General features: G+C 69.6%; 12 protein-coding genes. 5 read left to right on the top strand and 7 right to left on the bottom strand.

All coding sequences use genetic code 11. From position 1 onward, the window contains the following. Positions 1–292 precede the first annotated feature (292 nt). Positions 293–643: an ArsR/SmtB family transcription factor gene (locus BZY54_RS45780; RefSeq protein WP_086731264.1), complete on the top strand. Its 351-nt coding sequence runs from the start codon at positions 293–295 to the stop codon at positions 641–643. 144 nt (positions 644–787) lie between these two features. Here BZY54_RS45780 and BZY54_RS45785 read toward each other — a convergent pair whose 3' ends face one another. The 5 genes from BZY54_RS45785 to BZY54_RS45805 form a co-directional block, all read right to left on the bottom strand. Beyond that, positions 788–1,234, bottom strand: coding sequence for a hypothetical protein (locus BZY54_RS45785; protein WP_425276390.1), 447 nt, complete (start codon positions 1,232–1,234; stop codon positions 788–790). A 332-nt stretch (positions 1,235–1,566) separates the two neighbouring features. After that, positions 1,567–1,893, bottom strand: coding sequence for an ArsR/SmtB family transcription factor (locus BZY54_RS45790; protein WP_086731265.1), 327 nt, complete (start codon positions 1,891–1,893; stop codon positions 1,567–1,569). 5 nt (positions 1,894–1,898) lie between these two features. Continuing rightward, complete coding sequence (locus tag BZY54_RS45795) at positions 1,899–2,081, bottom strand: hypothetical protein (RefSeq protein WP_086731252.1); 183 nt, start codon at positions 2,079–2,081, stop codon at positions 1,899–1,901. A 199-nt stretch (positions 2,082–2,280) separates the two neighbouring features. Next, positions 2,281–2,943: a response regulator gene (locus BZY54_RS45800; RefSeq protein ID WP_086731253.1), complete on the bottom strand. Its 663-nt coding sequence runs from the start codon at positions 2,941–2,943 to the stop codon at positions 2,281–2,283. Beyond that, positions 2,940–4,064 (bottom strand): sensor histidine kinase, encoded by a 1,125-nt coding sequence (locus BZY54_RS45805; protein ID WP_086731254.1) that lies wholly within the window; start codon positions 4,062–4,064, stop codon positions 2,940–2,942. The genes BZY54_RS45800 and BZY54_RS45805 overlap by 4 nt, the downstream gene beginning before the upstream one ends. A gap of 465 nt (positions 4,065–4,529) precedes the next feature. Here BZY54_RS45805 and BZY54_RS45815 point away from each other — a divergent pair, with 465 nt between their 5' ends. Continuing rightward, positions 4,530–6,707, top strand: coding sequence for an MMPL family transporter (locus BZY54_RS45815; RefSeq protein ID WP_086731256.1), 2,178 nt, complete (start codon positions 4,530–4,532; stop codon positions 6,705–6,707). Positions 6,708–7,059: 352 nt separating this feature from the next. Here the strand turns inward: BZY54_RS45815 and BZY54_RS45820 are convergent, their stop codons facing one another. After that, positions 7,060–8,541: a multicopper oxidase family protein gene (locus BZY54_RS45820; protein ID WP_086731257.1), complete on the bottom strand. Its 1,482-nt coding sequence runs from the start codon at positions 8,539–8,541 to the stop codon at positions 7,060–7,062. 316 nt (positions 8,542–8,857) lie between these two features. Then, complete coding sequence (locus tag BZY54_RS45825; RefSeq protein WP_086731258.1) at positions 8,858–9,433, bottom strand: DUF6817 domain-containing protein; 576 nt, start codon at positions 9,431–9,433, stop codon at positions 8,858–8,860. A 180-nt stretch (positions 9,434–9,613) separates the two neighbouring features. Between BZY54_RS45825 and BZY54_RS45830 the strand changes: the two genes are divergently transcribed. The 3 genes from BZY54_RS45830 (at position 9,614) to BZY54_RS45850 (ending at position 12,926) form a co-directional block, all read left to right on the top strand. After that, complete coding sequence (locus tag BZY54_RS45830; protein WP_086731259.1) at positions 9,614–10,519, top strand: LysR family transcriptional regulator; 906 nt, start codon at positions 9,614–9,616, stop codon at positions 10,517–10,519. A 1,334-nt stretch (positions 10,520–11,853) separates the two neighbouring features. Continuing rightward, complete coding sequence (locus tag BZY54_RS45845) at positions 11,854–12,510, top strand: YeeE/YedE family protein (protein WP_086731262.1); 657 nt, start codon at positions 11,854–11,856, stop codon at positions 12,508–12,510. Then, entirely contained in the window at positions 12,510–12,926 is a 417-nt protein-coding gene (locus BZY54_RS45850; RefSeq protein ID WP_086731263.1) for a YeeE/YedE thiosulfate transporter family protein, read from the top strand. Before BZY54_RS45845 ends, BZY54_RS45850 begins: the two co-directional genes overlap by 1 nt. Positions 12,927–13,159: the final 233 nt, after the last annotated feature.

A 13,159-nucleotide genomic window follows, 5' to 3' on the forward strand; every position in this document is an offset into this window, starting at 1 on the left:
TGCTCCGGCGCCGGAGCACCGCACACAGCGTGGAGCACGGGTAGGGGCCGGAGGGGAGTGGCGCACCACAGGTGGCGGGGCACTGAGCCGGGCGATGCCGGTGCCGCGCAGCAGGGGTGATATTCATGAGGCCGTCACTGCTGGACTCGGCGGTCCCCCTGCCCAGTGCGGTTTCGGCGCGACCGGTGCCGCACGCGAGGATGGGACATATGTTGTCGACGAGTGGGTGGATGCGACGCGCCGAGGCCCGGCCGGTAGGGCCGTGCTGCTGTACGGGGGAGGGGACGGCACGGTGAGTACGCCGCTGTATCAGCTGAAGGCCGAGTTCTTCAAGACGCTCGGCCACCCGGCCCGCATCCGGGTTCTCGAGCTGCTGAGCGAGCGCGAGCACGCGGTCGCGGAGATGCTGCCCGAGGTGGGCATCGAGGCGGCGCACCTCTCCCAGCAGCTGGCCGTGCTGCGCCGGGCCAACCTCGTGGTGACCCGCAAGGAGGGCTCGACCGTGTACTACTCGCTGACCAGTCCGCACGTGGCCGAGCTGCTGCGAGTGGCCCGCACGATCCTGTCCGGCGTGCTGGCCGGACAGGCCGAACTCCTTGCCGACCTGCAGGCCGCGCAGGCCGAAGCGAGGCCGCCGTCGTGACGACGACCTCTTGACCGGCGGCCGTCTCCCCGGAGTCGGACCCCGCCTCGTGGCATCAGGAGACGGTCGCCCCGACCCGGGCGACGCACCGTATGAACCGGGCCGACCTTGGAAGGAGTCCCGCCCCGCAGGGCGCGGAGCACCTCAAGTCACCTGGCCCGGGGTCGTCCGGCGGGCTCCCTCGGGCCACAGAACCTCGACGTCCATGCCGCTGCTGCGAGCGAAGGCCACCAGATAGGCCGTGGCGTCCCGGCGGCTGGACGGGGAGCCGTCCCACACGGCGAGCAGGCGGGCGCACGAACGCAGCATGCTCTCGTCCGCCCCGAGACAGGCGCCGTGGTCGGACGGGTCGTACTCCAGCAGCTGCACCTGCTCGGAGAGCAGAAGCAGCTCCCCGGCCGCCTTGCGATCGCACGACTGCAGCACCGCGGGCACGCCGTTCCTGGAGGGCAGGACGGTGACCAGCGCCAGTCCCGCGGCACGAGCGGCCCGGCCGACGGCGACCGGCAGCCCCCGCCCGGCCCGCACCAGCCCGGCCCTGCCCGCACGGGCGAACTCGGCCAGACGCCGGCCCAGCTCCTCCTCAAGCATCGCCAGCGTGGGCGCGGTGAGGTCGGGGTGTCCCACAACAGCGATCACTTCAGGCGGTCCCTTCTCCGCGCCCAACCCGTCCCGGAGCGGTTTCACAGCCTCAGGTCGAACACGTATGCAGGTGAGGGCAACCGCCCGATGAGAAGTCCTCGACCCGGCGTTGCACCACCACTCGTCAACCCCGACCAGGTGCCAGAGGAGGCGCAATCGATCTTCCACGGCTGCGAAGAGGCCGGCCATGGACCGGCCAGGCCGACAACAGGGCCGATCGGCCCTTGCCTGCCGCGCCCGTCACGGCAGCCGTGACCCGCCGCTGATGCTCAACGCGCCGGCTACGTCGCACGCAGCTCGTCCAGCAGGTTCTGCTGTCCGGCCAGCAAGGTGGCCAGGATCCGCCGCGCGGCGCCGAGCAACTCGGCCACATCACCCCCGGCCAGCTCATACACCACCGTCGAACCGGTACGCGTCGCGGTGACGATGCCCGACCGGCGTAGCACGGCCAGTTGCTGGGACAGGCTCGACGGCTCGACCTCGATCGCGGCGAGCAGATCACGCACCGGCTTCGGACCGTCCTGCAACAGCTCGAGCACGCGGATGCGCACCGGGTGGCCCAGCATCCGGAAGAACTCGGCCTTCGCTTCGTACAGCGGTACCGGCATCCCGATCACCCCTCGCCCGTTCCCGCCGCCTCCACGTCCAGTCCGTGCCGGCGCGCCAGCCGTACGGCGTCGTCCAGCTCGTCCTCGGCCACCGCGACGGCGTACGCGTCCCCGGCGCTCACGGCGGCCGCCAGCTCGGCCTGCGCCTTGCGCACCCGTGCCAGCAGCGCCTCGGCGACTTCGTTCACTGCGACCTCCGGAAAGTGAATCACGCAGGAACCACGCAACTAACCAATTGAAGAACTCTTCAATTGTAGAGGCGGGGAGGTCGCGACGGACGCCGTGGGTGTTGTGGGATCCGACTGTCCGAGCCGGGAGGTCATGCAGCGGTCCGCAACCGCGCGCAGAGAAGAACTCCCTGTAGCTCGGAACGGCGGGTCGTCGACGTCAGCGGTTGCGTGGGGTCACCAGGCCGGATTCGTAGGCGAGGACCACGAGTTGGGCGCGGTCGCGAGCGTGGAGCTTGGCCATGGCCCGGTTGACGTGGGTTTTCGCGGTCAGCGGACTGATCACCATGTGGTCGGCGATCTCGTTGTTCGACAAGCCGTGTGCGACCAGGACGACGGCCTCGCGTTCGCGGCCGGTCAACTGTTCCAGCCCGGCGCCGGCGCCGATGTCGAGTGGCTGGGCGACGTACGTGTTGATGAGCCTGCGGGTGATCGAGGGTGCGAGCAGGGCGTCTCCGCGCGCGGCGACGCGTACGGCGTGCAGGAGGTCTTCCGGCACGATGTCCTTGACGAGGAAGCCGGCAGCGCCGGCGCGCAGTGCGTCGAAGACGTATTCGTCCAGGCCGTAGTTGGTCAGGATGACGATGTGCACCCTGGCCAGGGCCGGGTCCGCCGCGATGCGCCGGGTCGCCTCGATGCCGTCGACATCCGGCATCTGAATGTCGATGAGCGCGATGTCGGGCAGGTGTTCCCTGGCCAGGGCCAGGCCCTCCGCCCCGTCGCCGGCCTCGGCCACCACCTCGATGTCGTCTTCCATGTCGAGGAGCGCGCGGAACCCGCTGCGGATGAGCGGCTGGTCGTCGACCAGCAGGACACGGATCACGACGTCTGGTCCACGGGGAGTTCGGCCTGGACGGTGAAGCCGCCCTCGCCGCGTGGCTCCGCCCGCAGCCGACCACCGAGGGCGGTGACTCGCTCACGCATCCCGAGCAGTCCGACGCCGGGCACCGTGGCGATGCCCGGCGTCGCCTTGCCGTCGTCGTCGATACGGACCGCCAGGGCGTCCGGACGGCAGTCGATCCGGACCGACGCCGTGCCGGCGGCGGCATGCCGGGCGATGTTGGTGAGCGACTCCTGCACGATCCGGTAGACGGTCCGGTCCACCGCGGCGGGTACGCCGTGTCGTGGTCCCTCGATCGTCAGCGTCGCGTCCAAGCCGATGGCACGGGCCCGCTCCACCAGTTCCGGAACGTCGTCGAGCCCGCGAGGTGGGGTGATGTCGTCGTCGCGCAGCGCCTCCAGAGTGGCGCGCAGCTCCCGGCTCGCCTCGCGCCCGGCCTCCTGGATCGCCAGCAGGGTCTCCGGCACCCGTTCACCACGCCTGCGGGCCACGTGGACGGCGACTTCAGCCTGCACCTTGATGATCGAGATCTGGTGGGTGAGCGAATCGTGCAGCTCCCGCGCTATGTGCAGCCGCTCCTCGTCGGCCCGGCGCCGCGCGGTCTCCTCCCGGGTGCGCTCGGCTTCGTCCGCGCGCCGTTCGGCCTGCCGCAGCGCCTCGCCCGCGGCGCCGGCCGCGATCAGCCAAGCCAGCTCGAGGGCGCCGCGGGCCTGCGCGAACGCCTCCCTTGTGTCGTGCAGGGAGATCAGGGCCGCGAGCGGGAGGGCGCCCAGCATGGTCACGCTCGCCGCCACCGTGACAGTGCGGTGACCCGCCCGCATGGCGGCGTACACCGCGAACAGGTAGGCGACGGCAGGCACATCGAAGCCGGCTGCCTGGTAACCCACCGCGCACGCTCCGGTGACGGCCAGGACGGGAACCGGAGCGCGGCGGCGGGCGGCCAGCGTCAGGCCGCCCGCCGTCAGCAGCGCGTAGCCGAGCAGGTCGCGGTCTTGGGAGGGGTGCTGTCCGGCCAGCCCGGTGGCCAGCAGGGCCGCCGCCACGCCGACGGCGATCGCCCAGTCCCTGACACCTGGCGGGACACCGAACCGGCCTTTGTCCATGCGCGCACCCTAGCCGGACGTCGCCGCGGGCGAGTCCGACTCGTGGATGACCGTCCTTCTACCGCGCCCGCAGTACCTTCGCGGCTCCTGCGGTATCCGCAGTACCCGGGCGCGCCGTCGGCGGCAGCGCAAAGTGCCTGCGTCTGCGGGACGACCGGTGAGGGGGCCGGCGGACATGATCAGCAGACGTCCGAGCGTGGGCGGAGCAAGGCGCATCTCATGTCAGCCGGGTGTGCGCCTGCCGCTCCGGGGCCCCGCACGCCTCGGCCCAGTCGGCCGGCGCCAGTGAGGACGCCATGGGCGCCGCCCAGTCGGCCGGCGCCAGTGAGGACGCCATGGGCGCCGGCCGACTCGGAGCCGCCATGGCCGCGGTGTCGAGACCGATGGGCGCTGTCCGCGATGGGCCGGCTGAGCGCAGCGCATACGAGTTCGGGTGAGGGAGGAGAGGGGCTTGAGGAGAACATGATGGCAAACGAGACTTTCCGTACGGAGGGAGCTCTGGCGGGACTGGCCCGGTTCTGTTACCGGCGGCGCCGCCTGGTCCTCCTTGCCTGGATCGCCGGCGTGGCCGCCGTGGCGTTCGCCGGCTTCGGCTACGGCGCCGCCTCCGACAACGACTACTCCGGTGGAAGCTCCGACTCGGCCAGGGCGCAGGCCCTGATCGAGAAGCACTTCCCCGAGCAGCAAGGGGACACGCTGACTCTCGCCATCAAGGCGGACAAGGGAATCGACGACCCCGCCGCCCGGCGAAAGATCGAGAAGGTCATCGCCGATCTGGACGCCTCGCCCGTTACGGGACCGGTGACCTCGCCCTATCAGGACGAGAACCTGGTGACGAAGGATCGCCGTATCGCCCGTACGACCATCCCGCTGACCGACAAGGACGCGAAGAAGTCCGACGTCAAGCCCCTGGTGGACACGGTCAAGGACGCCTCGGGCGACAGCGTGACGCTGGGGTTGGGCGGGAAGACGGCGGAGAAGGCCGAGACGCCGCCGCAGGGTTCGTCCGAGAGCGTCGGGGTCCTGGCAGCCGCGGTGATCCTGTTCATCGCCTTCGGATCACTGGTGGCGATGGGCCTGCCGATCGTGACCGGGCTGATGGCGGTGCTCGGCGGCATCGCACTGATGAAGCTCGTGGGGCACCTGGTCCCCTCACCGGACTTCACTGTGCTCGTCGCCGCGTTGATCGGGCTCGGTGTCGGCATCGACTACGCACTGTTCATCCTGACCCGCTACAAGGACAGCCTGCAGGACGGCGACGAGCCCGAGCGCGCTACGGTCAAGGCCATCAGCACCGCGGGGCACGCGGTGCTGTTCGCCGGAACGACCGTTGTGATCGCGCTGCTGGGCCTGATCGCCATGGGGCAGAAGATGATGACCGGCGTGGCCATCGGCGCCTCGGTGACCGTGCTGGTGACGATGGTCGCCGCGGTGACTCTGCTGCCGGCGTTCCTGGGCTTCACCGGCCACAGGATCAACTCGCTGCGCCTGCCCCGTCGCACATCACGCCGCTACGGGGCCGACGGTGTCCCGTCCTGGGAGCGCCGCACCCCCGCCGAGCGCTGGGCCGGCGTGGTGCAGCGCAAGCCGCTGGTCGCCGCGGTTCTGGCAGGCGCGAGCCTGCTGGTGCTGGCCGCTCCCGCGCTGTGGATGCGGCTGAGCCTGCCCGACGCCAGTGTCCAGCCTCACGACAGGAGCAGCTACACGTCGTACAAGATCCTTTCCGAGGGCTTCGGTCCCGGATACGGCGCACCCCTGATCTTCGCCACCGAGGTCGACTCCGAACACGCCGATCTGAGTCCCGCCGTCGAAGCGGTCAGGAAGACGGAGGGCGTCGCCTACGTGACACAGCCCCGGGTCAGTGAGGACGGGCAGGCCGCCATCTTCATGGCTTTCCCTCGAACCGGGTACCAGGATCAGGCGACCGCGGACCTGGTGCACAGGCTCCGCGACGGCATTCCGCCCCAGGCATCCGGCGGCGAAGCCGTCTACGTCGGGGGTCCGAACGCCGCCGCGATCGACTTCGCCGAGGACACCGGCTCGCACCTGCCCCTGATGATCGGGGTCGTCATCGTGCTGTCCCTGGTGCTGCTGATCGCACTGGTCCGGTCGGTCACGATCGCGCTGCAGGCAGCCGTGATGAACCTGCTGTCGATCGGCGCCGCCTATGGCGTGCTGGTCGCGATCGTGCAGTGGGGATGGCTGGGTTCGCTCCTCGGGTTCCCCGCCGACATGCCGGTCACGACCTGGGTGCCGATGATGATGTTCCCGCTCCTGTTCGGCCTGTCGATGGACTACGAGGTCTTCCTGATCTCGCGGATCCGTGAGGAGTACGAGCGCACCGGCGACACCCGCACGGCCGTCGCCCGCGGGCTGGCGCGGACCGCCAAGGTCATCACGGCGGCGGCCGCCATCATGATCGCCATCTTCACGACCGCCCTGCTCGGCCCCGACGTCTCGGTCAAGCAGATCGGTCTGGGCATGGCCGTCGCCGTGCTCGTCGACGCCACCATCATCCGGATGGTCCTCGTCCCCGCGGTGATGGAAATGTGCGGCAAGGCCAACTGGTGGATGCCCGGACGCCGGACAGCGAAGGCGACCTCGGCCATCCCGGCCGAGGTCGGGGGAGAGGCCAGAGTCTGACCCTTCCTACGGTCGCGGTGCGGGGAATCCTCAGGCGGAGTTCCCCACTGTTCTGCAAGCTCCGAAGAGCGCAGTCCGTCGTTCTGGCCTCGGGAGCGATCGGACGGGGGGCGCGCGACTGCCCGAGCATCGTTCCGTGAGGATCAGGCCGTGCCGGCCGCCGGGGAGGACCGTCCGGTCTGGTGATCCCCGTCGTGGGCGTGGCGGGCTGCCCCGTCCTCGCGTTCGCTCCGCCCATGGCCTCGCTGGTGACGGACACAGGGGTGCTGGCCGTAGGCGCCGCCGCGAATGCCGCTCGCTGCGCAGCGGCTGCCCGGCGCTGAGCGCACGGCCCGGCGGTGGGTGGCGCGGGTCAGGTGCAGCGCAGCAGGAGCATGAACCCGTAGTCCATGTGGAGTTGCTGGTGGCAGTGGAACAGGGACAGTCCGGGCTGGTCGGCGGTGAAGTCGAAGTCGAGCGTCTGGTAGCCGCCGAGCATGACGACGTCCTTGTGCAGGCCGTGGGTGGGGGTGCCGGCGATGTGGGTGACCTCGACGGTGTGGCGGTGCAGATGGAGGGGGTGGATGTCGTCGGTGGCGTTGCGGAACCGCATCCGGTAGCGCTTGCCGCGCGCGACATCGAATACCGGGTTGTCGGTGTCCATGGAGAAGGGCTCGCCGTTGAGGGTCCAGATGTTGAAGCCCTTGTCGGCGGCGTTGCGTTTTTCCACCAGCAGGTCGAACGTGTGGTCGGGCCGCTGGGTGGTGGTGCCGGGATGGGCGAAGGTGCGGTAGTCCCATTTGGATTTCGGTGGTGCGGTCCATCGGGGGGAACCGCTGCGGCCGGCGTATTCCACCACGGTGCCCATGCCGTGGTTGCGGTCGTCGTCGGCCAGGTCTCCCAGGATCCATACGCCCGGGTGGTTCATCTCCACCAGCGCCGAGACGCGTTCGGCGGTGCCGATCCACAGCACCGGCACGTTCGTCGGGCGGGGCACGGGATTGCCGTCGAGGGCGACCACTTCGAAGGTGTGGCCGGGCAGGGCCAGGCTGCGGATCTCGGTGGCGCTGGCATTGAGGACGTGGAACAGCACGCGCTGCCCGGCCTTGACCTTGATCGGCTGGCCGTGGCCGAGTTTGCGGCCGTTGATGCTGAAGACGCGGTAGCCGACCTCGTAGCCGTGCGGCATGCCCCGGGCCAGCGAGTCGGCCATCGCCTTCTCGCCCTGCTGCTTCAACTCCGGCACCTCGGTCCCGGCCAGGAAATCCTGGGCCATGTCCCCGCCGTGGCTGAGGGAGGGCTCGAACTCCTTCAGTGTCAGAAAGACTTCCTGGTCGTAGGCCCCGAGGTTGGCCTTCGGCTCGATGTAGACCGGCCCCGCCTGACCGGTGTACGTGCCACGGTTCAGGTCACCGAACGCTGCCACATGCGTGTGGTAGAAGCGGAAACCGGCCGGTCCCGGCGTGAACGCCAGGCGCCGCATCCCGTGCGCGGGAATGTGCGGGGTGCCCTCCTCCGAGGCCCCGTCCACTGAGGCGGGAACCCGCTGCCCGTGCCAGTGCAGCAGCTCTGGCGTGCCGGTGTCGTTGTGGACGTCGACCACGACCGGACGGCCCTCGGTGAACCGCAGCAGCGGCCCGGGGAACTGCCCGTTGTACGTCGTGGTCGTCACGACCGTGTCCGGCGCGAGCTCGACGCGCCCGGTCGCGATCCGCACCGTGTAGTCCGCCCTGCCCGAGGCCTCGGGCCGCACTGCCGACTTCGCCGGGTCACAGGCAGAGACCGCACTGGCACCACCCCCGGCCAGCAGAGTCAGACCACCCACCTTCAGGGCATCGCGACGGGTGATCGGCACGGTCCGCTCCCTTCCCGAAACCTCGACACCCAGCTGGTGCCGGGCGCTCCGAGATCACATCAGATGCGTCAAAATCTCTACAGAAGGCATCGGTGATGTCATAACGCAACATGATGGGCGAGGCGAACTGTGGCCGGCGGTCGACGCGGCCGGGGAATCGGGCGATTCTGAGCATGTCGTCGCGCGTCGGCTGGGGCTTCCGCTCCATGCCGGCGAGGGCCCGGCATGCTTCTCGTTCACGGCGCGCCGCCGACTGCGGGCCCGCCCCGGTCGGTTCCCCGTCCGCCGGTGGGACGGCGTCCTGGTGGTTCGTCAGCTACAGCTGGGAGGCCGACGCAGGCGGAGGTGCGGCGAGAACCCTGCGGCACTCGCTCCAGGCGCCGGCGCTCAGCAAGCCCTTCAGCCGAGTGAACAACGCGAGCAGCTCAGGGCCCCACTCGTCGCGGAAGGCGGGATCAAGGTCGGCGAGATCAAGTTCGTTGGCGGCCGACAGTTCGGCGAAGTCCCGGCGCGACCGCGGTCCTGGCATACAAGACCTACCGGTGAACCTGTCGTGGAAGGCGGCATCGGCCTGGCCCAGAGCGGGGTAGGTGGCCTTCCGGTCGCATGCGGCATACAGGTAGACGATGGCCTCGGCCTCGTCGCCGATCACCGCTGCGAGGTCCTTGCGGCGGTCCAGCGGCAGCAAAGCCGTGGGGAAGCCGTCCGTGCCGTAGAACGCGTGGCACAGGCCGGCGAGTTGGAGGGCCGGGCGAGCCTTCCACGTTGCGAGTCGCGCCTGCACGCGCTGGAGGTGGGCGAGGAGGGTGCCGCCGGGGTGGGCGACGACGTCGGCGCCGTACTCCCGCAGGAGGGCGGCAGCCCGGTCAGTCGTGGCAGGGAGAGCAGGCACGGTGTCCGTGTCCTTTCGGTGGCAGGTCGGTCGGCACCCGTACGGCACCTTCGTCGGTCCGGATCCGTACGAAGGCGCCGTACGGGTTGCCGCCTGGGCCCTGCAACGATCTTCTGGCACTCTGGTACCCCAGTCAATCCTGGGGATTGCTTCGATCACTCCAAGGTATAGCTTGGGTACGTGACTCTGGATGACCTTCGCGTGTTCGTGGCCGTGTGCCGGGCGGGAAGCCTCAGCGCCGTGGCTCGCGACCTGTCCTGTACGCAGTCCGCGGTGAGCCAGCACGTCAAGCGCCTGGAGCGGGAGACGGGCGTGAGCCTGCTGGAACGTCAGCCGCGCGGGGTGGTTCCCACAGCGGCGGGGCGCATCCTGTGCGATGCCGCCGCCGACGGGATCGCCGGGCTCGATCTTGCGCTGCGCCGAGTGGGAGACCTCGTGAACGGCGAGAGCGGTTCCGTGCGGATCACAACCGGCGGAACGACCGTCCGGCACTTCATGGCCGAAGCGATCGTCTCCTTCCGCCGGCGCTACCCCGAAGTGAGCCTGGAGTTCCAGACCGAGACCTCCAGCCGCGGATGCTTCGACGCCCTCAAGGCCAGCAACCTCGACCTGGCCTGGATCACCATCGGCGGCCCGGTGCGCGGCATCGAGCAGCGGCCCGTCGTCGAGCTGCCCTGGGTGCTGGCCATACGGTCCGACGACCCGCTCGCGGCCCGGCCCCGCATCGACCCCCCCGACCTCACGGGCATCCACCTCGTCCGACTGCCGCCCAACTCCACCTCCGGCGCCCATCTGGACGCCGTCTTCGCCGAACTGGGCATCCGGGCCGGCTCGGGCACGAGTGTCGCCGACTGGGACACAGCCCTGCTCCTTGCCGAACTCGGCCTGGGCCACGCGGTCGTCCCCGCCGTACCGGGTCTCCCGGCACCTGGTGACGGCGGCCCGCTGCGTCTCATCCCCATTCCGGCGCTGCCGCCGCTGTCGGTCGGCTGGGCCGTACGCCGCTGGGACGCCCTGTCACCGCTCGCACGGGCCTTCGCCGACATGGTCGCCGAGAGTGGTACGAAGACGCGCACCACTGCGTGAGCCCGATACACACGGAAGACGGAGTCCGCTCCCGGAGCAAGCGCGGACGAAGTCCCCAGGTCGTCACCTCATACCGGGCCTTTCATCCAATCCATGAGCCGAGCCCACCAGCCACCTCCCGATCGGGCCGGTGAGTTCCCTGGGCGCCCGGGATCCCGTGTGCCTCGCGACGACGTGTCCGGTTCCGTCGGCAGCACCGGTTGCGAGCGCGGCATCGGCTCCGTTGTGCGTGCACGCCCGCGCTCCGTCGACGCGCACGTGCACAGCTGAGGCGTTGGCACGTCCGCGAGTACTTGGTCCACGTGTCTCCCGCAGCCTTCGTAGGTCACCTTGCGGCACGACCGGCAGACAGCGCGCTGGCACATGATTCCCCTCCATCAGCGTCTTCACTTGTGATCTGAAATGCTCACATCCTCGCCACAACCAGCCCTATCCTTTCGTTCTCCGCAGGCAACTGACTGAATTCGGCAGAGGCCACGACCAATGAGTCGCATCACGATCCAAGTGCTTCGCTGTCGGCCGTGAGTATCTGGACATGACAGATGGACGGGCATATCCGTCGCGAGGTGTATCACACCAAGCGGTATCAAGTGGTCGGTTTGGAGAACTACCTGCAGTCACTCGGTGGCGCCGAAACAATGGTTGCATCACGGCTTGAGCAGCGGTGACGGTTAGTCACGGCATCAGGCTGTGCCTGCTTTCCTCGACAGCTTCGAGTTCGTCGACCGGGCGTGGCAGAGAACAAGAACCGAGAACGGCGACCGCCTTTCACGAGTGGATGGTGTGCGCCGGTCAGGAGGGAGCAACGTGGGTTGCTCGCACGCCGTAGGATGCCCTCTCTTCCCCCTGCTCAGGTTGAGCTTGCAGGGTTGGCGCGACTACTACTGCGACAGCGAGGGCCAGTGGCGCGAGTGTGCGCGCTACCAGTTGGCGCTCACCGGGGAGCGCGTGCCCATCAGCCTGTTGCCCAATGGGGCCCGTGCGCGGCACCTCGAAGACATGGCCGGCGCGGACCGGCCCGGCGTCGTCGACTCAGGGCAGGCGCCGCAGCAGGCCCCGCCACCACTGCCCGATCCGTGGTCATCGATGACCGGCTCCTGGTCCCCGCCGGCACCAGCCCGGCCACCCGAGCCGTCAGGACCTGCGACCGCGACACCCGCGGCCATGGCCCAGTTCGGGTCAGCACCTCCGCCGGCGCCTGTCCGGCATCACCAAGCGTCACTACCCGCACCGATTCCCGAGTTCTCATATCGCCCCGCTCGACATGCGCGGCAAGCGCCGAGCTCGAAGCGCGGCTGGTGGACTCGGTTCGCCGACTGGATGAAAGGCCCCGCATGAGTACCTACTGGCCCTGGTGGGCGGGCGCTGCCGGGCTCGCTCTGGTCACCATCAACTACACCCTTGTCACCGATCGGTCCTTCGGGGTGTCGTCCGCTTGGGATCGCGTGCTGCACTGGCGCAACGAACGCCGCCTCGAGCGTATGGACGAGGAGTTCGCCGACGATCAGGCTCTCGCCGAGGCGCTCGCCGTAGCCACGGCGGAGCACTTCGGCACCGCCGCCGGTACGTCCACCGTGCCGCAGCTTCCCTACGGTGAGCCGCAGCCGTCCGAGGCGGACACCGAACCGGCGGCGAGTGAGGGCCCAGCGGCCACGAGCCTGCGCCCGGCCCCGCTGATCACCCAGGCCGCCCTGCTGGTGTCGATCTTCATCGGCGGATGGATCGCCGCGGTCACCTCCGGGCGGTTCCGCATCCGCTACGACATGGGCCCGGGTTTCAAGGAGCTGGTCACGGCCAATCCGATCACCATGATCGCCCTGCTGTTCGTGGGCGGCGTACTGGTCGGCTTCGGCACCCGGCTGGCCGGTGGGTGCAACTCAGGCCACGGACTCAACGGCTGCGGTCGGCTGCGCCCGGTCAGCATCGTCGCGACCGCCGTGTTCTTCGGCACCGCCGTCGTGGTGTCGTTCCTGCTGTGGAAGGTGATCTGATGCGTACCCGAGGCGCGATCCTGCTGGCCAACATCGTCACCGGACTGGCCCTCGGCTTCACCGTCGCCAACATCGGCTACGGCGACTACGCCGAACTGAACCGCATGTTCACCTTCCAGGACCTGCGCATGTTCTACTCCTTCGCCGGTGCCGTGGTGATCATCGTGTGCGCGTTCGCTTTGCTGCGGGTCCGCCGCACCCCGGGGCGCATCCACGCCGGCGTGGTCCCCGGCGCGGTGTTGTTCGGTACGGGCTGGGCGATCTCAGGCGGATGCCCGGCCATCCCGATCACCCAGGTCGCCAGCGGCTACCTGCCCGCCCTGGTGACCATCGCCGGCGTCACCGTCGGCATCCGGCTGTGCCGCTGGGCCAACGCCCGGTACTTCCACCTCGACCGCGGCTCCTGCGGCCTGTGACCAAGGGCTAACACCGATAACCAAGGCTTCCACCGACACGGTCCGCCGAGCCAGAGCCCTTCCTGCTGACGGCCTCGGGCGGGCCCCGGGCGGTGTCATCCCCGCCAGGAGCGGGCCCGCCCGTCGGCAAAAAGCCGCCGAGGGCGTCACTGCTGCCCCAGAAGGATGATCGGCACATCGCTGAACCGGCTGCGGTGCGGCAGCTTTTACGCGCTGCCGCACCGCAGCCGGTT

Source organism: Streptomyces carpinensis, assembly GCF_002154505.1.
Taxonomy (GTDB): domain Bacteria; phylum Actinomycetota; class Actinomycetes; order Streptomycetales; family Streptomycetaceae; genus Streptomyces; species Streptomyces carpinensis.